Annotated in this window: 12 protein-coding genes; 7 read left to right on the top strand and 5 right to left on the bottom strand. The window is 58.1% G+C overall.

What is annotated here, in order from left to right; translation table 11 throughout:
- Both ABE528_RS24935 and ABE528_RS24930 read right to left on the bottom strand, forming a co-directional pair.
- The gene (locus ABE528_RS24935; RefSeq protein ID WP_346654357.1) at positions 1–1,008 is read right to left on the bottom strand and encodes a hypothetical protein; all 1,008 of its coding nucleotides are present in this window, start codon (positions 1,006–1,008) and stop codon (positions 1–3) included.
- Between the two features lie 21 nt (positions 1,009–1,029).
- Positions 1,030–1,563 (bottom strand): hypothetical protein, encoded by a 534-nt coding sequence (locus ABE528_RS24930; RefSeq protein WP_346654356.1) that lies wholly within the window; start codon positions 1,561–1,563, stop codon positions 1,030–1,032.
- Between the two features lie 223 nt (positions 1,564–1,786).
- Here ABE528_RS24930 and ABE528_RS24925 point away from each other — a divergent pair, with 223 nt between their 5' ends.
- The 7 genes from ABE528_RS24925 to ABE528_RS24895 all read left to right on the top strand — a co-directional run bounded on the left by ABE528_RS24925 (position 1,787) and on the right by ABE528_RS24895 (position 19,351).
- On the top strand, positions 1,787–3,577 hold the full coding sequence (locus ABE528_RS24925) for a hypothetical protein (RefSeq protein WP_346654355.1): 1,791 nt from the start codon (positions 1,787–1,789) through the stop codon (positions 3,575–3,577).
- Between the two features lie 39 nt (positions 3,578–3,616).
- Entirely contained in the window at positions 3,617–6,349 is a 2,733-nt protein-coding gene (locus ABE528_RS24920; RefSeq protein WP_346654354.1) for a hypothetical protein, read from the top strand.
- Positions 6,346–9,228, top strand: coding sequence for a hypothetical protein (locus tag ABE528_RS24915; protein WP_346654353.1), 2,883 nt, complete (start codon positions 6,346–6,348; stop codon positions 9,226–9,228). Before ABE528_RS24920 ends, ABE528_RS24915 begins: the two co-directional genes overlap by 4 nt.
- Positions 9,229–9,281: 53 nt before the next feature.
- Positions 9,282–13,340 carry a sugar-binding protein gene (locus ABE528_RS24910; RefSeq protein WP_346654352.1) on the top strand — a complete coding sequence of 1,353 codons (4,059 nt, stop codon included), beginning with the start codon at positions 9,282–9,284 and terminating at the stop codon, positions 13,338–13,340.
- 176 nt (positions 13,341–13,516) lie between these two features.
- Positions 13,517–15,493 (top strand): hypothetical protein, encoded by a 1,977-nt coding sequence (locus tag ABE528_RS24905; protein ID WP_346654351.1) that lies wholly within the window; start codon positions 13,517–13,519, stop codon positions 15,491–15,493.
- A gap of 166 nt (positions 15,494–15,659) precedes the next feature.
- Positions 15,660–17,819, top strand: coding sequence for an autotransporter outer membrane beta-barrel domain-containing protein (locus ABE528_RS24900; RefSeq protein ID WP_346654350.1), 2,160 nt, complete (start codon positions 15,660–15,662; stop codon positions 17,817–17,819).
- Positions 17,820–17,881: 62 nt separating this feature from the next.
- Positions 17,882–19,351 carry a hypothetical protein gene (locus ABE528_RS24895; protein ID WP_346654349.1) on the top strand — a complete coding sequence of 490 codons (1,470 nt, stop codon included), beginning with the start codon at positions 17,882–17,884 and terminating at the stop codon, positions 19,349–19,351.
- Positions 19,352–19,360: 9 nt separating this feature from the next.
- On the opposite strand, the gene ABE528_RS24890 is transcribed toward ABE528_RS24895, so the two are convergent.
- The 3 genes from ABE528_RS24890 to ABE528_RS24880 all read right to left on the bottom strand — a co-directional run bounded on the left by ABE528_RS24890 (position 19,361) and on the right by ABE528_RS24880 (position 21,287).
- Entirely contained in the window at positions 19,361–20,101 is a 741-nt protein-coding gene (locus tag ABE528_RS24890; protein WP_152959124.1) for a molecular chaperone, read from the bottom strand.
- Positions 20,102–20,159: 58 nt separating this feature from the next.
- Positions 20,160–20,705, bottom strand: a complete 546-nt coding sequence (locus ABE528_RS24885; RefSeq protein ID WP_346654348.1) for a fimbrial protein — start codon at positions 20,703–20,705, stop codon at positions 20,160–20,162.
- A gap of 171 nt (positions 20,706–20,876) precedes the next feature.
- The gene (locus ABE528_RS24880; protein ID WP_346654347.1) at positions 20,877–21,287 is read right to left on the bottom strand and encodes a PA2817 family protein; all 411 of its coding nucleotides are present in this window, start codon (positions 21,285–21,287) and stop codon (positions 20,877–20,879) included.
- Positions 21,288–21,445: the final 158 nt, after the last annotated feature.

The raw sequence follows: 21,445 nt of genomic DNA, 5'->3' as shown, positions 1-21,445 counted from the left end.
TTATTGCGCAGTTGCGCAGCGATAAAACGTTCTGTCGTTCTCGTCACCTATGTGACGACGGCCGACTAGAAATGAGTGTTTGGGGCAGAGGAATTCGCTGTCGTTCTCTTGTTGTGCATCAGACCATTCATCGGACCAGATGACCGACAGTTTTTTATCGCCGCTATATAGACTGCTGCAGCGGTACTTGGTTGGTCCGTTCTCGTCGCCCGAGTGGTCCATTCCAGTCATGACTTTGCCAGGCGGGCACATGAAATAGACGCCATCACTTTCCTTGAAGCTGTCGCTCCATTCGTCTGCAGCGACAGTCAGGTCGGTTGAGGCCTGCTTGAAGGTTGAGCACGTATAGGAAACTTTGCCATTTTCCGCGTCGCCGTCGTTTGCGCGCGCTACCATCACTTGGTGCAGGCCACAAGTAAAGCGATCATGGGGTTTAAGTCCGTCGTAAGAAGTAGGCTTGTTTTGTTCGACGGGAACCGGCGTAGGAGGATCAACGCGTGCAGAAGTTATCACCCGCACGCACTGGGCTTTGTCCCTGACTTCACTGGGGTCTTTATACTTGCTGTCAACCATTTCCAGGCCTTTGGAAATGATTTCTTCTTTAGGGTAGCTGACCAGGTCTTCGAATTCGAACCAGTCGGTATCAGTTCGGCTGATGGTCAACAGTTTGATCCAGAAGTTACTTTTACCATCTTTGGTGCTACAACCGAGCCCATCGGTAATCAGGATTTCCGTTGCCGAGGGAAGCTTGTCGAATTTTATCTTGCGCGGTTTCACATCTTTGCAGGCGCTATCCCGCAGCTTGAATTCATATTGTATGAGCTCGCCGCTGCCTTCGCCGGGTACACTCAGGGAACACTGCGCGTTATCTTTGTCGATTATGAGGATGGTGCCCTCGGTTTTTGACTCGGCCTGCGCAGGCGTTTGAGCGCCGGCTTGTGCGAGCGGTGCGAGGCTGGTCAGGAGAAGCGGTAGTCCGATGATGCCTAGCTTCATGAAAGTTAACATGATGATGCCTCGTAATATAGGTCAGTACAGTTCGGCGCAATAGTAGAAGGTTTGTCCGTTTTCATCGCCGCTGAGTCTCATACCCGCAAGTACCTGATTTTTTCCGCAAACGGCTTCGTGATCGGACTCTTTTCCTTCTTTATCGCTTGTCCATGTTGGAACTAAGGCGTGGCCCCATACGTCGCGAACTTCAGAGCAATATATCCAGTAGGGTTCTTCTTCATCGCCTGACCTACCTCGGCCTGTCATGATTTTAGGTTCTGGGCAGGATGCGTAAGTCCAAGTGCCGACATTCTGCTTGGTCTCGTTAAATGTCTTGAGTGTTTCCTTCTGAAAGACAGTTGCACACAGGAAATTGGTGTCGGCGTTCTCGTCACCACTGTGCTTGCGCCCTACCAGGACTTGGTTGGAAGGGCATCTGAAATCATGGTCCGATTCCTTCTGGTCTGAAGACCACTTGTCGCCATGTTTTATGGTTGCAAGCTCGGCATAGGCCGGTGCGGAAAGCAGAATCAGTAGCGCTACGGTGCCAGTTATTCGCCATGGGTTGTTCATCACGAATCCTCAAGGTTGAGTGAGAAGTTCACCCGGCGAGTCTAGCGAGATGCCGAGGCCGGAACAGCTAGCAAAAATGCTAGGTACAGGGTGTTGCGAATGGCAGTGGCGCGAAGTATCACAGCCGCTTCATTGATGCCTACCTGTTATTTTTGTCAGTAGGCAGGCCGCCGGTGGTGGGATAGCGTGAGCATACTTTTCATTCGTTCATGGGAATACAAATATGCCTCCACCCGCCGTTGTCGAGCGCCCGCCGCGGCCGAGAATCAAAGACCTCACACCCTATGACGAAGTGGATCTCGCCAAATTGGGAAGTGATGACTTAGCTATTTATTTTACCTACGACGGTATCGATGTAGGCCAGACTGTCGACGTGCTCTGGATCGGCGCGGACCAACAAGGTAACCCGGTCGAATCTGGCCTGTTTCACGACGTTGACGAGAGAAACTTCGATCCCGTTAATAAAGAAACAGTCTTTCCAGTGCCGAATGAATACGTGACTGCCGCTGAAGGCGGCTACGCATTCTTTTCTTTCAAGCCTATTAATCCAGTACTTGAACAATCAATGCGCGCCTTTTGCTTCGTGGGGGTGCGCCCTCATCGCCTGGAGCATATGCCAGTGGCACAAGCGCCACAGTCACACAATTTGTACATCGACCCATCCACGCTGGGCGCCGCCGGGGCCACCTTTCTGGTGCCGCCCTATCAGGCCATGCGCGCAAAGGACGGGGTGACGCTCTACTTCGTGGGTTATGAGAGTAACGGTGACAAGGACGAAACGTGGAAAAAGACAATCCAGGTCACGGCGCAAGACGTTGGCCAGGTACTGCGCTGGCAAGTGCCGCTCGAGCAGTTCGACTTCATAAGCAAGGGGCACGCCGATGTTTACTATGAGATCGAGTTTGCCGATCTGACCTCAAAATTGCGGTCGCCCACTCAAACTTTCCGAATTGACAAAGTCCCTGACGCGCCGCCACTGCTCGCACCGCTCGAGATAGAAGGCTATACCAGCGGGAAGCTCGACCCCCTGCAGTTTCTCGATGGGCTGGTTTTGCGTATCACGGGCACCGAGCAACTGATGGTCAGTGACAGGTTGCTGCTGCATTTCAATGATAATTGGGGCGTACAGCAACTTCGCATCGACTTGAGCGGCCTGGAAAGTGGCGTGGTCCAGTTCACCCTGCCCTTTGAAAAGTTTGATGGGTTGGACCGCATCAGGCTGGGTTACCAGGTCGCCCGCGAAGGGGTAGCGTACAGCGGGGCAGTCCGCGATGTCGAACTGGTCGTTCGGCGCGATGAATCGCCATTGAACGTGTTTTTTGCGGAGGCTGAAGGGGCCGGGGGGGAGTTCAATGCCTATTTGCCGGCCCTCCTTGCAAAGGAGGGGGCCTATATCGATCTTTCGGCTATCGAGTTGCTGGATGGGGAAACCCTTGAAGTTTACTGGGAAGGCCGCTCTGCCTTGGGCAACCTGAAGTTTACCTTCGACAAGGTACCCGAAGAACTCCTGCACATTCCCCCGGCAGCGGTTGCAGCCAACATGCGCCCAGGTAATACCGAGGCCGAACGCTTTCCCGTGTATTACAAAATAATGCCCGAGCAACATAAGTCAAAAAACTTGAACTTGCGCATTGTTCCGTTGGGTCAAAGCAACTACCCGACGCTGCAGTGCACGCCGCGCCGCGGTACCGAGTTGCACATGAGCGATATCGGCGACGATCAGGCCACGTTGACATTGCCTCACTGGCCGTTCATGAGTGTCGGGCAAATGTTGGTCATCACCGTGAGTGGTTTTAAAGGCGGCAAGCTAAAAGTGTTCGCTATCCGCAATGAATTGGTTCGCGAGGCGGAAGTCAGCAACCGCATGGTCACGGAAAAGTTACAGAAAACATCACTCGACGAGTTCGATGATGGTTCCAAGGTCACGTTCCATGCGAGCGTCAACTTCGAGGGCGATGTGGAACATGACAACTGGACCGTGTTTGAGTCGAGTTGGTTGACGTTACGCAAGTAATGGCATTGGCATGCCTAAACGTATATCGAAGGTGGAATCATGATAATCCAAGAACCGCTGGAAACGATCGTAAAAGAATCGCTGGAAGAGTTTGTCGCGTACCTGAGGAAGGGGCCGTCAACCCACGGTTACGACGCCATACTTGCCTATGATCGCCTGCGCGCCAACCGGTTGCTGCTACAGGAGTACATTGACCGCTTCGACAGTGGTCAATATTTCGCGCCGTTGACATTCACGACGGTGATCACCCCCGCCACCACATGGGAGCGGCTCGTTGATCATGTGCTGGATAAGCCTAGGCTCTCGTTCGAGAGGGCCAGCATTACGCACTCACGTGCAGACCTGAAGATGCGAATCAGTGGCGGCAAACAGCTGACCCTGAGCAGGCCTGCGGGATCTAAATACAAGCAAATTACCCGCGTCAGGGAAGCCGATGGGCTCGATGGCCCCGACTTGCATGTGCGGATCGAACTCGATAGCAGTCCCGGCACGGTTTCCGAAGCCGGTAAGGTGTTCATCGACTTGAAGAAGGCTCAGGATTTCTACCTGCGCTTTGCCGATACAGGCGAAGAGAACCGGGCCGGCGGTGATCGCTACAAGAAAATTTTCGATGGCTGGGACGATGCCCAGAAAATCCTGGTGCTCAATGAAATGAAGATCAAGGACAAGGATTTCCTGCAGCCGGAGAAATTCATCGTTCGCACCCATGCATCACCCGATAGCCGCGTACGAAACTCCACAAAGAATGGCGGGGGGGCGGTCATTATCCCCGTCACCATGAGAGACAGCGATAACTCGGAGGCGGGCCTTCCCGACAACGACGAGAACATGCATTACCTGTTGCCCTCTCCCGATAAAAATGCTTCCAATCCTTACACGATGAACTTGTTACTCGGTAACAAGTTCCTCATCAAGCGATTGGTCACGAGGGGACTTGAAAAGGTCGAGAATCAGAGCGATGAGTTTGAGGCGAAATATATTGGAGGCGAAGACAACACGTTTGTGACCGGCATCCAGGCGACCAAGGGGAAGTTGATTATTCCCCTCAAGGGCGCTACGGAGAACGTCAAGACAATCGATTTTACCAACGGGTTGGCGCTGGGCTTTGTCGCGACTGGCGACGATAAGTTCACCCGGTTCGAGGTCAAGGCCGGTGACGACAGCCTCAATTTCGAATGGTTTGGCCAAGGCACGTGCCCGGTTTCGCTGGAGCGAATGAATGGCACCTGGAAGAAGGGGGAAGTGAACTATATCTGGGAATACAAGGCCAGCTATCAGTTTCATGTCGAAACGGCTGGCAATGATATTGGTCAATTGACCCTCAAACTAGCGGCCACTCCCACAATGCGACACAAGATGGTACCCGATGAAAAATTGAGAATGGTCGGCGACGGGCCTGGTTTTCTTTCACAGTTCATCGACTTTGGCGAGTTGAAGATACTTGAGAATATCCGCAGTACGATCGATACCATCGTCAGCGTGGCAGAGGACATCGATGCATTTCGCCTCAACGGCCTGCTGTTTCGAAGTGGCAAAGAATCCGCGCAGCCATCGGCTGTGCGCTTCCCGGGCGACCTGACGCTGCCTGGATACCTGTCGCCGGCGCGCACCGAGTTCGAGTTCGAGACGCCTGAACCGCTGGTGTTGGCGGGCCAAAAACATCAGTTCAGGATTACGCCTGCCCCGGTCGGGGCGGTGACCTGGACGGCGGCGAACTTGCCAGGGGAGGAAACTGAGGATTATGGCTCGATCAACGCCCAAACGGGCGAATACACCGCGCCAGCACTTGGCAGCCTGGTACGCGGCGACAAGCGGGTCATCGTCACTGCCACCAGCGGCAAGAGTTTCACCAAGGCCCTGGTGAGCATCACCCGACGTAGCCTAGGGGTATCGCCGATGGTCATGCAGGCTGCCGCCGATGGCAAGTACTTGTTGACTGCCGCGACGATTGACCGCTCCCCTGTGGAATTTTCCCTGCCGGCCGATTCATATGGTTACTTCTCGGATGATCCCGAAGCGGATCCCTCGGGCCAACAACAGAGCAAATACTATCACCTGCCCAAATGTAAATGTACCTGCAGCTGCCCTGACGGAAAGCAACATGTCTTTGCGGGCAAGTTGGTGGAAGGCGAGGGTGGGGAAGAGGAATGGGTATGCAAGGTCGAAGGAGACAAAGACGACAATTGCCAGTGTGAGGTCAAGCCGTTACCCGGTTTCGAGTTGGAGCGCGTTTCCGACGTGCCGCGCAAGAGTCAGCAATGGCTGCAGCGCCGTCAACAATGGCTCGATAGCGGTACCCAGGCCGACTGGCCCTGGGAAGATGACCTCAGCGAAGTCCTGCGCGTCGAAACCATCCGCGTTACCTCATCATCGCTGGGCGAAACGGTAGAAACGCCGGTCTTGATACCCATTGAAAATCAAACCAACTGGTTCAATCACGAGGTCGAACCGAGTGTGGCTGGGGGTGAAGATGGCCTGCGAGTGACATTCCGGGGCACTGGCAAGACCGGTGAATATGACGTTCCTGCCGAGGACACCACCTGGTACAGAGTCTATGGCAACGCCAAGTTCGAGGACGGCTTACTGACACCCGTTTCCATCGATGGTAAGCCGTTGACACCCTATACCGTCATCGCCGCCATCGAAGATGACAACAAGTACTGGCTATGGACTTACGCCATCCTGCCTGTCCCGCTGATCAAGCCGCAGGTTCTGGTTGACACGCTGTACGGTCCGGACGACGAAGAAAACAGCAAGGAGGCTGCGCAATGAAGACCAACTCCAAATCCGAGTTGCTCAAGCGTCTGGCTGAAGGCAACGTGATGTTCGACTGGGGCGCCATCGTGGCATTCGACCGTGGCCAGATCAACCGCATGCTGCGGGAAGAGTATTTGTCCGCGTTCAGCAACCACAGTTATCTGGCACCGTTCAGCATAGCGGTCGGCATTGGCGACGATGAGCGTGCAACCCTGAGCAATATCGTGCTGGGTGCGCCACAGGTGTCGTTCGAGAACGCTACCTTCACCAACCGCAGTGTCACGGTCAGGCTCAATATCCTGGCAGGTACCTACGCCTCGACCATTCATGTACCCGGTAGCCCACCGTTTCTGCGGCAGAGTGTGCCCTTGCGCGAAGACATGGGCATGGCGCTGGAAATGACCGCTGATCTTGAGGTACGGGCAGGCAATCGCGGCGACCGCAGCATGGTGACGCTGGACCTTTCGTCGGGTACTCGATTCAGCTGTAACCTCGGGGGGGCGAGCGGTGATGCCCGCGTGGCAATCGGCGAGGCACTGGGCAAGCGTATCAAGGCGCACCCGACCTACCGCCAGCTCTACACCTGCGCGACGCTGGGTTTCAACGACTACGGGGTGCTGACCCCGCGCAATTTCAGTTTACTCACCCAGCCGGCGCCTGAGGGGCGCAATCCACGCTCGACGAAATACGGAGATGGCGCGCTCGTGCTGTTCTGCCAGCTACGTATCAATATGCGGCCCGGTCGCTTGCCGGGTAATCCCGACCAGTACCCTTACCTGATACCGGACGACCTGACTGCGCAAGGGACTGCTGCCTATAACACAACGACGCTGATCGCGGAAAACCTGCGCCGTTTCGTCAGCCGGGATGAAACGCCAGACGTGTTGCGCCAACTCAGGTTGCCCAACGCTTACCAGGTCGACATGGCCGAGCGAGAAGATCCACTGGATCATGTGATATTCGGTAGCGTCGAGCCCTCGGCGCAGTCCTATTTCGTTGAGCCCATGCAAGGCGCAGTGCTGGCCGGTGAGCGTCAGCCGTACGTACTCGACAACGAGGGGCAGACGGTTGATGTGAAGTGGACTGCGATCAACATGAACAGCGAGGCGCACACCGGGGCGATGGTAGGCGCAACCTATCAGGCACCGCTCGCCGAAACGTTCCGGCGCGATCAGCAACTGGTACGGGTATCGGCGAGCTTCGACTCGGCCGAAGGGCCGCAGACACGCACCGGACTGCTGGTCGAGTCGCGCCGGGCAGTCAACATTTTGCCGCGTGTAGCTACCTGGGGCACGCTAATGGGGCCCGTCGAGCTGCAAGCCAGCTCGCTCTCCGGCGCCGAGCTGATCTGGGAGCTCACTCCGATCGACGAAGAAGGTAGCGTCTACGGTGAATTGCTGCCTGACCCTAAGCAACCCGGCGGGCGGCTGTTCAAACCGTACGAGCCGGGGGAGGAGTACCTGCCTGAAGTTCGCCTGCAGCATATCCGCGTGACGGACCCGTCAACAGGGAGCACCGATATCGCCACGGTGGTCATTTTTGCCTACAGGCAAGTCCTGAACGTGATGCCTTTTCATGTGCCGGTGTTCAACGGGGCCGAACCGATTGCGTTCAGGCTGCGCCCCGATGACCACGAGGAGGCGACCTGGAAGGTCTTTGGTGAGGGAGACGTCGACGACGATGGTCACTACACCCCGCCGAGTCATCCCACGGCCCCCGTCAGCGTCATCATGGCGGATATCGACGATCGTTACACCGGCTACGCGATCGTCGAGCATGCCTACCAAAACCCGCCAATCACTTGGCAAAAGATCCAGAAATGGGAAATCAAGGTATTAGGTGCCCCTGTCTGCCTGGCCAATGGCATGCAGCAGATACTGGTGGAAGTGGCAGTCGAAACCGACGAGTTCGATTTTGGTGGTATCAAATACAAGATACCCGTGTCGGACGACGAAATGAGCACCATGAAGTTGGTATACCGTGCCACCAATGCAGAGGTCCAGGATGTCGGCAAGGGTGAGGAGGGCCTGCCGTCTGGTGTGAACATGTGGGCGACCAACGCCGTGATAAACCGTTTTGACCGCTACGACGGTGCCAAGGCGAGTGACGATCCACCCGCAGTGCGCTCTGAGGAAACACGCAATTCGGTGCGCTTCTATCTCCAGAGCGGCATAGCTGGAGTAGAAGAGTTCTATGCCATGTTCACGGCAGAGGATGGCACGCCCTGGAAGTCGAAGGATAAAGCCGCCTTCCTCGAAACCACAGCCGTGCAGCCGGTGAGGCCGGGGTCAGGCGATTACAAACTTACCCGTGAGCGAGTGTTCAACGGCAAGGGCTATATTTTCGATCCCGGCACGGGTGCACCGAAAGATGAATTCACTTATATGCGGGATTCGATCGATTACTGGACGCTCAGCTATGAGGAAAAACTGGAAACCATCAAGTTCGCAACGTGCGAGCCGGAGGGGGCCGCAACATCGATTCGCTGGGAAAGCGACCAGGTAAAGGAGAAGCGTTTCAGCTACCTGGGCTGCATTTTCAAGGAATTGCCAGTACCGAACAAGCCGGAAAAGCCGCACAAGTTCTACAAGGAACAAATGCTGACAGACTTGGCCGCGGCAGTTAACTACAACGGCATCAAACAGGAGGTGATCGAGGGCAAGGAGCCAGGGCCGGGCGAGTTGATCATCATGCTGCACCGCTTAGCCGACATGCCTTACTGGTATGACGGCAGGGCAAACGGCGATGAAACCAGAATGCACAGGATCACGTTGGACCAGCCCATGATGCTCGTGCTTTACGACATGCGTGGAACGCGGCATCGGTTGCGCATCGGCTTCCCGGAACCCACCGTCGAAGACAGCCGAAACCAGCTGATCCTGTCTGTGCAATAACCCCGCTCCCGCCTCGTCGAGCGGGGCGGGGCCTTCTACTTCAGGGCCTCACAATGACCACCAAATCATTGCTGCATTCCAATGCATTCAATTTTCTGAGTTTCATCGTCAACAGCGTCGACCCCCGCACCGGCCAGTACACCCTCGCTATCGAGCTGCCGGAGCTGGTCGCCAACAACCTCGCCGGGCCCTCGCTGCCCCTGCGTATCGGCTTCAACCCGATGAACATCGAGGACTCGGGCTTCGGCAGTGGCTGGACGCTCAACCTTAGCCAGTACACCCCCGCCGACAACATGCTGCATCTGCACACTGGCGAAAGCTTCCGGGTCGATGGCTCCACTGACGACGGCACCGGCAGGCTGATCAAGGAGCGCAAGCTGCGCAGCTTCCTGTTCCATGACCATGGCGATGGCTACCGCGTCGAGCACAAGAGCGGCATGATCGAGCTGCTCGAAGTGAATGGGCCCTCCGACAATCGTGTGGCCTTGCCTACCCGGGTCGAGGCACCGTCGGGCCATGGCATCACCCTGCGCTACGACAATTACCTCGGCGCCCCGTGCCTCATCGGTATCAAGGACGACAGCGGCCTCGACCTGCTGCTCATCACCTATGGCAGCGACCGGGTCACCCTCGACCTGCACCCCTGTTCCGGCCCGGGCGGCAAGCCACTGGCCACATACACCCTCGGGCTCGATAACCAGTTCACCCCGGCTGTACGGGTGCTCGAGTCCATCGCCCTGCCGAGCGATGACAAGGCCAGTTGGGCGCTGGAATACGACAAGGTGCGTGAGGTGGTGTGCCTGACGGCCGTGCGCACCCCGGTCGGCGGCACCGAGCTCATCGAGTATGCCGATGAAGGCCATCGTTTCCCCGGCGATGCCCGCCCTGCCCTGCCGCGGGTGACCAGGCACACGATCAAGCCAGGCCACGACCAGGCCGACATGGTCACCAGCTACACCTACACCAGCGAAAACTTCCTCGGTTGGGGCAGTGGCGCCTCGTGGGAGGACGAGGGCGAGGACAACCTTTACAAGAGTACCGACCGCGCATTCCGCTATGGCTCGACCGCCACCTATCTGCTCGGCAGCACGCCGCTGCGCAGCATCACCCGCCGCTTCGACCGTTTTCATTTGCTGAAGCTGCAACGCACCGAGCAGACCCATGAGGTGTACGACCGGGGCGCCGAGCTACCCCGGCGCGAGACCTGCATCCAGGAAGCCGAGACCGTCTACCACGAAACCGACGCCATGTTCGAGTTTCAGCCGGCGTTCTTCCAGATGCCCAAGTATCAGATCAAGCGCTGGAAGATCCAGGAAGATGCCACCCGCTTGCGTGAGGAGGTGCTGATCACCGACTACGACGAGCATGGCAACCTGACCCTGGAATCCCGGGCGGCTGCCCCAGTCTACAAGGGCAACGAGATCGACCAGCAAGCGACCCTGGACACCACGGTCCATACACGCCATACCTATTACCCGCACACCGGTGAAGGGGACGATTGCCCGCCCGACCTGCAGCTGTTCACCCGCAGCCGCAAGACCAGCACCGAGCACCCGGCCAGGACCGACGAGGGCACGGCAGCCAAGTCGCGCACGCGGTATCGTTACCGGTCCCTGAAGGCTTTGACTGGGTCGACGTTGGGCAAGGGCTGGCTCGTGGCCCATGAGGAAGAACTGTCGCAACTGGTGAGCGAGCAGGAACAACCGCAGCAATTCACCTTCCGCAAGTACCAGGACCTGCCTGGCGAGCCCTTGCAACACGGCCGCATGGTCGAGGAGATGAAGATACTCAACGACCACGAAACGACCACCGAGCACCGTTTTGCCAAGCGCCCGGAGTTGGGTGAGGAGGTGCTTGAAGAAATACGTACCCTCACGGGCTTCGACCATGGCCTTGAGCTTGAAGATGGCGCTGTTCGTCACGCTCAGAAGATACAGACGCTCCTTCATTCCGTACTGATCAACCAGCCGCTGCAGAACTATGACGATAATGAGGTGAAGATCGCCTACGTCTATGACGCCCTGCGCCGGGTGCTTATCGAAACGGTCTCGCCCGATGATGAGGACGAGAATGGGTTCAAGGCCTCGCGCAAGTACACCTATACCTTGGTCAGCCAGGCCGGCGGGCAGGCCACGCAAACGGCCGAGGATGTCAAAGGGGTGATTACCCGCACGCTGGTCGACGGGCTCAACCGTGCCATCGCGCAGTTCCGCCAGGATGCTGATAACGCCGACATCAGCAAGCGCGCGGCCTTGCGCCCCACCTATGCCGCGAGCTACGACGCGCTGGGTGACAAGGTAAGCGAAACCGATTACGACTGGCTCGACTACCCGAACCAGCCGCCACGCGAATTGGCCTTGCCGCGGCAGAGGCTGTTCGACGGTTGGGGCCGGCAGTACTGCGAAATCGCAGTCGATGAGGTACGTCACCATGACCGTTACGATCCGATTGGCACCTCGGCCTCGAAAGGGCCCATCAGAACGCAATGGCGCGAGTCTGCTGATCGCCAGCAGGCTACCGGCACCACTGTCACCTGGTTGACGCTGTTCGATGAACCGGCTCGCATCGAACGGCTCGACGCCAGCGATGCGTCGTACAGCGTCAGCCAGACCTACTACGACGGCTTGCAACGCAAGGCCCGGGAGGTCAATGCGCGCAATGAAACCAAGCACTATGTTTATGATGTGTTCAACCGCTTGGTGGATGAAACCCTCGCCGATGACAGCGTGGTGCATCGCGACTACGCCCCGCATAGCCGCGAGGACTTGCCTGTAAAGATCAGTGTTAATGGCGTGGTGCTGGGCGAGCAGCGTTTCGACGGCTTGGACCGCATGGTCGAGTCGATTACTGGAGGGCGCGTGCGCGTGTTCGGGTTCGAGCCAGGGCAGATGAAGCCCAATACAGTACTGACGCCAAGAAAGGAACTGATCGAGTATCGGTACCGGCCTGAGTTGAGTGACGAGCCGGAGCTTCGGCGGATCGCTGCCGAGGGCATCGAGGCCGATTACGATTACGACCACAAAAATGCGCTCCTCGAGCGCTGCGAGGAACAAGGGCTGGTACTCAAGCGCAAGTACTCCAGCAATGGGGAAGTGCTGAGCGAGACCCGTGAATATCAGGGTGAGACCTCCGAGATGCACTACCAGACCAGCTTGCTGGGCCGCCAGTTGGGCTACACCGACGTGGGCGATGTGCCTCAAGTGTATGAATATGACGGCTATGGCAGGCTGCGGCAGACGACCCTGGAGACTTCGGTCGCCACCTTCGAATACGATGGCCTGGGGCGGATGTGCAGGACGCTGACCCAGGGCGGGGGGCAACGCCTGGAAACGGTCATGATGTTCGACGCGTTCGACAGGGAAGTGCAACGCCAGTTCGACATTGGCGGTACGTTGCAGTCACTGACACAGGGCTACGATGTCGAAGACGCGATTGTCTGGAAGACACTGACCGAAGGCGATATTCACGAGGTGCTGCGCCATGAAACCTATGAATACGACGTGCGTGGCCGGCTGCGCAAGTATCTGTGCGAGGGCAGGCTTTCTCCGGTGGATCAGTACGGCAACGTCATGCAGGAGCAAGTCTTCCGGCACGATGAAATCGATAACATTACTCGGGTGAATACGCGCTTTGCCGAGGGGCTCAATCAGGCCAGGTATTACTTCGAAAATGAAGACCCGGCGCAACTGAGCCGTATCGAGAATGATCATCCGGATTATCCGGCCACTATACCGCTGGACTATGACAAGGACGGCAACCTCACGCTCGATGATGCCGGCCGGGTGTTGACCTACGATGGGCTGGGCCGCTTGATCAATGTCGAAGTACCGGCGCTGATCGAAGAGGCGTTCGACCAGCACGGCAATCGGGTATGGGACGAGGACGGTCGGCGCTTCACTGCTGACGAGCAGGGCAGGGTGATCAGGGTCGATGTGCCCTCGGCGACCCACCCGGTCGATACCTTCAGGGTCATGCGTAGCCCGGCAGGGGATTTGCTGACGGCCGTGAGGGAGAAGGGCGGCAGGCTGTTGTGGTGCGTCAGTGTGGCGAACGCGGAAGTGGTGAAATACGGTTATGATCCGCTGGACAGGTTGACCAGCGAGGAATATTGAGTCTGCCCGCTGAAGTTGTTTGAAGCCCGCCGTGAAGGCGGGCTTTTTTATGGGTAAGTTAATTGTCAACCTGATAAAAATGCCAGTTGCGTGACGGCGGGGGGGATAACAGTATGGGAGTAGGTCGAAGGTTAATTGAACCGTCGACGAATGCGTATTTCTCCGGGAGATTAATCATGAACGATAACGAAGATTCGGTATCCGCTGGCGTCAATCCCGTCGGCTCTCGAGTGCGCAGGGCGACGCTGGATGCATTGATCGTAGACGACGAATTGATAGCAGATAGAGCGGATAACACGGTACTCAGGAAGTATCTCGCCGAGCAGGACTTGGAGCTGGTTGTTGTCGTTGAAAACCCCTGGCAATTGCCAGGAAGTACGCTGTTCCAAGATGAGTTAAAGCTTATTCATTTGCCAAGTGGTAATGCGCTGAGCTCTGACTTCTTTACAAAGGGTGACGAAACGCTATTCCCCTTTCCTATTACTGTGCCGAAAGACTTCATAGAGAGTTTGGGAGAGGGTGTTCATACGTTCGGCTATGAGGTTGAACATGGTCACGGAGATTTCAGTGACTCGCTGCCCCTGACCCTTATCTTCGACCGCAAGGCCCCTTACGACCAGACACCGCCCAAAAAGATGGCGGATATCGCACCGGTCACGGATGCCAATAAAGACAAGGTTGTAATCGAGTTGCCCGATTACGCTGATTTCAAGCCCAAAGACAAGGTAGGAGTCTGGTGGCTGGACGCTTCAGTTACCGAGATTCCCGAAGATCTTGATCCGCATATTGCTGTGGAGGTCACGTCACGCCCCCAGAACATTCCTGTTTCCAAAGCAGTGATTGATGACGCCGGGGATGGCGGCATCGCAGTCGTGTATGTATTGATCGACAAGGCGGGCAATAGAAGCAACTTTTCCTTTCCGACCTACGTAGGCGTCGCTCTGGGCGCTCTACCTGCCAATCTCAAGGCCCCTGTCGTGCCGCAGGCTGCGAAAGGACGGATCATCAAGGACGATGCTTTTGCCGGGGTCATTGTGCAGGTATTGGCATTTGACAACTGGAAGCCTAAGGACGAACTGCGCGTCATCTGGGGGAACCAGCCCGCCTCGGAATGGCGTGCGATGTCTGATACGGGCACATTCCCGGTGGAATTCACCCTGAGCAAAGAAGTGCTGTATGCGGACTATGGCGTAGACGGCACGGGGGAAAAGGACACCGTAGTCACCTACGAGCTTCGGCGTGGCACCGTGCCGCAAGGCACGATGGATACCACTGTGAAGGTCAACCTCGAGCGCTTCGGGCCGGTGGACCCCGTGGATCCTGAACCCGAAGTACCCGACCCGGAAAACCAGTACCTGGAAAAGGTGACGATTACGAGTGCATCGGGTGAGGACAACCACCTGACCGATCCCGATGACGAGTTCGAGGATGCAACGCTGACGGTTGTGATCAACGCCACCTTGCAAGCGAAGGATGTGCTCACGTTTTATTGGGGGGGGGCACTGATTGCAGGTCTCGAACATGAGGTCCAGGTTGGCGAACCCGGGACCACGATCACCAAAACGGTCAGCTGGGATGAGGTCATCAAGCCCGGCCGCAATGGCAACGTGCCCGTCCATTACCGGGTAGAGCGACCCAGTAACCCTAACCCGATCCGGTCGCTCGATACCAATGTGTTGGTCGAGGCTGTGGGTGTGTATCCCGTCCAGCCTGAGTTCCTGGGGGTTGTGCAAAGTGGTGGACTCACGCTGCTGACTTGCCAATCGATTTATGAAGATGACGATGACACGGACCCGGCCGTGCGAGTTCAGGTTGATGACCTCACCCAATACGGTCTCGTCGTAACTGACAAGATAACCATGCACTGGTCTGCAGTGCACGGCGATGGCGAGGATGGCAGTAACGACCCGGTCGACGGCGCCCTCTACGAGCCCGTCATTACGCTGGACGAGACAAATATAAATGGCTTTGTCTGGCGGATCCCCTTCGAAACATACGTGAAACAGGTTTATACGCCCGCGCAACCGGAGGGTCGTGGGCGAGTGAAAATCTCTTTCACTGTAGGTGGAAAACCCAGGGAGTCAGACGTGCGTGAAGTTTTCGTTGTCATGCACAACGGGATAGGAAGTTGCCCGTTACGGCCCAAACCCTGAATAGCATTGCGATGCACGCGAGGGTGAGGATAAATCCTGCACGACATCGGAATTTTCCTACAGGTATTTCGGATCTAAGTTTGTAGGCTCGTAACTTCGTCTTAACCGTACTTTCATTTGAACGAAGCATTAACGAGGTAAACCCATGACTCCTGGATATTCAGGAATGCATCCGCTCGCCCGTGCGTTGCTGCTGGCCTCGGCGGTCACGGCATCACCAGGCGCCTACGCGTTGACGCTGGTCGAAGGAGAATTGAACATCGGCCAGGGCACCCCGGTGGACAGCTATCGGGTCAGCCCGGGTGGGAAACTGATCGCCGAGCAGGCAACGACCGAAGCTATCGATGTACGTGAAGGGGCGAGCCTGCAGATGACAGGCAGCACCGTAACGGCCAACGGTGCCAATGGCGTGGCACTGGTCAATGCCAAGGCCAACATCGACGGCGGGTCGAGGATCGTCAGCGACAGGACAGGCTTGCGCTTGCAGCGCAGGGGCCTCGACGGGTCCACGGCCACCGTGGTTGACAGCTACGTGGAAGGTGCACAAGGCGGGGCGCTGCTTTCGGGCAACTCGGTCCTGAACCTGCAGGGCAGTACCTTGGTGGGCACCGGCACGTCCAGTGCGGCTGTGCTGTTCGGCAATGCCGAACTGAATGCCCAGGGCAGCCACCTGGTGGGGGCCGGTGCCGGCGTGCAGGTATCCGCTGACGACACCTTCAGCGATGCGGCGCAAGTCAACCTGGTGGGCAGTACGGTGGAGGGCAGGAACGGGTCGGCGATCGTCGTGGGCGATCCCGGCCTTGCCGCCAAGGCCGACATCAAGGTGGGGGCGGGGTCCAACCTGGTAGGCAGCAATGGCGTCTTGCTGGAAGTGCAGGGCAACTCGGCGGCGACCCTGGCGGTCGATGCCAGTGACCTGGTAGGGGACGTCAAAGTGGAAGCGGGCTCCAGCGCCAGCATCAGCCTGGACAACCATGCCAGCCTGACCGGGCGCCTGGACAATGTCGAGGCCTTGTCCGTGGCCAACCAGGCGCGCTGGAACATGGTCGAAGACAGCAGCGTGGGCAGCCTGGCCCTGAATGCAGGCTCGGTGCGCTTCGGCGAGGCCGGGCAGTACCAGCGCCTGACGGTCGGCGAACTGAGCGGTAACGGTACCTTCATCATGGATGCCGATTTCAGTACGGGGCAAACCGATTTCCTCGACGTGACCGGCTCGGCCACGGGGCAGCACAGCCTGCTGGTGGGTAGCAGCGGCGCCGATCCGGTGGCGGAAAACCAGTTGCATCTGGTTCACACCGCCAGCGGCGATGCGCAGTTCTCGTTGCTCAATGGGCCTGTCGATCTTGGTGCGTTTTCCTACGAACTGGTGCAGCGTGGCAACGATTGGTACCTCGACGGTTCGCGCAAGATCATCAGCCCGGGAACGGCTTCTGTCCTTGCCCTGTTCAACACCTCGCCCACGGTCTGGTATGGCGAACTGACGACGTTGCGCAGCCGCATGGGTGAGGTGCGTCGGGATCAAGGCAAGTCGGGCGCCTGGGGCAGGGCCTATGGCAACAAGTTCAATGTCGCGACCGCAACCGGCAGTGATTATCAGCAGGTCCAGCAGGGTTTCTCGCTCGGCGCTGATGGCGTACTGCCATTTGGTGACGGGCAATGGCTGGCGGGTGTGATGGCGGGCCACAGCAGCTCGGACCTGAACCTTGAGCGCGGTGCCTCGGCCGAGGTGAAGAGTTACTACCTGGGCCTGTATGGGACATGGCTGGACGCCGCCAGCGGTTACTACTTCGATGGCGTGGTCAAGCTCAACCGGTTCGACAATTCGTCCGATGTGACCCTGAGCGACGGCAAGCGTACCAAAGGTGACTACAACAACCTCGGGCTGGGTGTGTCCGCCGAGTTCGGCCGCCAGTTCGAACTGGACGATGGCTACTTCGTCGCGCCTTATACCCAATGGTCCGCCGTCACCATCCAGGGCAAGGACTACCACCTGGACAACGGCCTGCAGGCACAGGGTGATGACACCCGCTCGCTGCTGGGCAAGGTCGGTGCCACCGCGGGGCGTACCTTCGATCTGGGCCAGGGCCGCTTTGCGCAGCCTTACCTGCGCCTGGCTTATGCCCATGAGTTCGTCAACGGTAACGACGTCAAGGTCAATGACAACCGCTTCGACAACGACTTGTCCGGCTCGCGCGGTGAGCTGGGGGCGGGGCTGGCCGTATCGCTCAACGAAAGGCTGCAATTGCATGCCGATTTTGACTACAGCAATGGCGATCACATCGAACAGCCCTGGGGGGCGAATGTCGGGGTGCGCTACAGCTGGTAGGACCTGAATACAGGGTAGGCAATGGGCCTACCCTTTTTTTGCTGCGGATTGGGAGCAGGCCCATGCGTATGACAAACACTCTATCGGCAGACATTGTCGCGGATCTGCCAGCACCGGTCATTCCGGATGCCCTGAAGGACATTCCGGGCGGGGCGCCTAACCTGATCCCCATCGAGGCGCTGGCCGGTCCGGTGCGTGTCGAATTCACCTTGTGGACCCATTCCAAACCCAGTCCCGATTGGCCCGAGTGGGTCGATATCTACTGTGTCGATAACGACGGCGAAGCGGTCAATGTGGGCCACAGGGAATGGACGCAGGCTTTGCCCGAAAGCGAGCGCTTCGTGGACATCGAGCCTCGCTACTTTGCAGAGGGGACACTACGGTTTGACTATGTAGGGCATGTGTGGAACCACGCCGAACTGAGCTCGGGTAAGCTCACCGTGACGGTCGACAAGACGAAACCCGAACTGGGCGACGATGATGGGCGCTTGCAGTTTCCCACGTTGGGCGGCGGTCAGCTTACGGAGGATTTCCTGCTCCGCCACGATGACCAATTGCTGGCCTTGATACCTGATTACGCGGTTGCCGAGGTGGGGGATGAGATCACCTACTACTGGGACAGCGCCCCGTACCAGAACAATGAGGCCGGCCACTGGACGCTGACCGAGGACGACCTTGGCAAGCCCCTGCAGTTCGTCTATGAGGGCGGGATGATTCGCGACCGACTCGACGGTCTGCGCTATGCGCACTATCTCATCCGCGACCGCGCTGGCAATTCCAGCCCCTATCCCGTGCCAGCGAGCCTGGATGTGGCTGCGCAACCATTGCCGCGTCACACTCCAGCCTTGGAAACCCCCACGTTGGGTGACAGGACGTCGGTCGAACTGGCCTTGTTGGACTTTTCCGCGCCGCTCGATGTGATCATTCCAGCGGACGCGGTCATAAAAGCTGGGGAGCATGTGGAGCTGCTCCTGGGGGAGGAGGGCAGTTTCGGAAGCTGGCTCGAACCCTGGGTCGAAGGGCAGCGCGAATATGCTGTTCCGATGCGCAATGTGGTCGCCATGGCAGGCCAGGTGGTGAAGTTGCGTTATCGGATTGTTTTACCTGACGACACGCTGGACTCCGGTGAGCGTGAGGTGACAGTGCTACCCATGCCCCGTAACAAGCTGCCCGCGCCGCAGATCCCAGAGCGTACCGGCGACTCACTGGAAGTGTGGAAGTTGACCTCCAACCCTCGGGTCACCTTGGCCAAGTGGAAGCATATTTCCACCGACCAGCGGATCACGCTCGAGGCGAGAGGCAAGACACCCTCCGGTTGGGTCACTCATCCCGTACTGACCCGCTACAAGTTGATCGACCTGGACGTGACCGGGGGTATCGGCAGCCGAGATGACGTGACCATCGACCTGGATTTCGTGAAGGGGCTGGAGCTCGGAACGCAGTTGATAGTGAGCTGTACGCTCAGCTATGACGATGGTCATACCTGGCCACTTGTCCCGAGCTTCGAAGAAATGAAGTTGACCCTCAAATAACGGGCTGCCTCAAGGTGTGATGTTGCCCAAGGGCTGGGTAATCGCCGGGCTGACGCCGCCGTAATCATTGAAGGTGGTGAACGTCACCGACAGCTTGGCTGACGGCGCGGTACTGGCGAGTGCGTAGCGCTGGCGCCCGAACGGCGGCACCATTTCACGTCCTTTGAGCTGTTCGGACTTGCCGTTGCCGGTCACTTCGAGCAGGCCGAACGTGTAGTGGAAGGGTGTTGGGTTGTCCACTACCAGGTGCGGTTTGCCCTCGATGCGTTGCACTGACCAGGTGAGGTCCTTGATCAGGCTCTGAGGGTTGCCCTTCAACTGGCTAGGCCGGTAGAACAGCTTGATGCGGGTGCGCAGCGCAATGTTCAGGGTATTGCTCGCCTCACCAGGCTCTGTCTGGGGGATTTCCTGCAGGTTGAAGAAGAACAGCGACTCGCGGTCCTGCGGCAGGTCGTTGGGTAGGCGGTTGATCTGCACCGCTTGCTCGTCGCCCGGCGCGATACGGAACAGGGCGGGCGAGGCGATCAACGGCACGGCGGTGGTGGTATCGTCTGCTTCGGTGTTGACCCAGGCCTGCGCCGCATAGGTTTTCTTGGCATGATTGCCGACCGTGACCGAACTGCTGTTCTTGTCGCTTTGGTGGATGATGCGGTTGTTGCTGAGGGTAAGCGCCGCATGGGCGTGGTTCAGGCAGCCGAGCAGGGCGAACAGACAGGCGGCCGAGCGCAGGAGAGGAAATGTGAGGGGCATGGGATTGGCCTGGCGATTGTGGGGCAAGGTCGGGCACTTGCGTGCCCGGATTGCAGCGTTATGGAAGGTTGACGGTGAAGTTCACGTTGGCCAGCGCGGACCCCTCGGTAACCGGTACCTTGATGGCTTCGTAATGGGCGGAGAACGCCATGAGCGTGGGTCGCAATTCGTCTATCTGGTATTTTGCCGAGGCATCGCCGGGAGCCAGGCGCGTGTTGTTCTTGTCGAGGATCGAGACGGCCATATCCGGGGTGGAGCCTGGCAACAGCGGATACAGGTCGTTTGCCGGGCCGACAGGGCTGCCTAGTGCGGCGAACACGACGTCCACTTCTGTGCCTGGCGGGATAGTACAGACACCGGCCTTGGGGGTGATCTGGAGCGCAAAATCACGCACTTCGAACTTGTCGCCCACGTTCGCGAAGTGGGCCGAGTTGGGGGAGCCCAATTCGATACGGCTGGCGCCCGTGGAGGGGTCGATGACCTCAATGGGGCATGGGCTGCCAGCATCTACTTTGCCATAGAAATTGATGGTGCCGACTTCTGGCGCTGCCAAGGCAGCCGTGCTGGCGAACGCCAGGGCCAGGGGGATTATGTTTATTTTCATGAAGCTCGTTCCTACGCTGAGGGTTGGCGTGCGCCATACGCACGGCGACTGGATGATTCCGGTGCGCCGATCAGGGTAGGGACTGCGACGGCGTCTAGCTGTAAGCCGAGTCGCGCAAATCGGGGGATATTTACAACGATGTCCCCTGCCATTTGGCAGGGGAGCGTGGCGTCAGTGATTGTGGCCGTTGTCTGGCAGGCTCAGCAGCTGCTTCTGCTGGTGCCAGTCGAATGGCTCGCCCCGCTCGGAGGCCTCGTAGCGCAGTTCCTCCAGTTGCTGGTACAGCGCGAGCTCTTCGTCGGGCATGTAGTGCAGGCAGTCACCGCCGAAGAACCACAACAGGTCGCGCGGCACCAGGTGGGCGATCTGCGGGTAGCGCTGGATGACCTGGCAGAGCAGGTCCTGGCCCAGGTACTGGCTTTCCAGCGGTTCTTGCGGCAGCAAGGTCAGCAGTTCGTCGAAGCGTTCGAGGAACAGGGCGTGGCTTTCCTCCGGCACCTGCTCGGCCTCACCGAGGGCTACCAGGATGGTGCGCAGGTGGTTCAGCAGTTGCAGGTGGTATTCCAGGTGGGGATTGGCCATGGGGCGGTCCTCGGGATGGTTGAAACGGGCGCGGAGTATACGCGGGATGGAGAAGGGGCCGCAAAACGGCCCCACCCCACAACGGACCATGCCATGTTACGGCCGTAACAGCCCCATGTAGAATGCATACACAAAGATAAAATTTCGTAGAGCCAGTT

This window comes from Pseudomonas sp. TWI628 (assembly GCF_039673865.1).
GTDB lineage: Bacteria > Pseudomonadota > Gammaproteobacteria > Pseudomonadales > Pseudomonadaceae > Aquipseudomonas.
The sequence above is the reverse complement of the archived record's forward strand: the minus strand, read 5'-3'. Positions and strand labels throughout refer to the sequence as shown.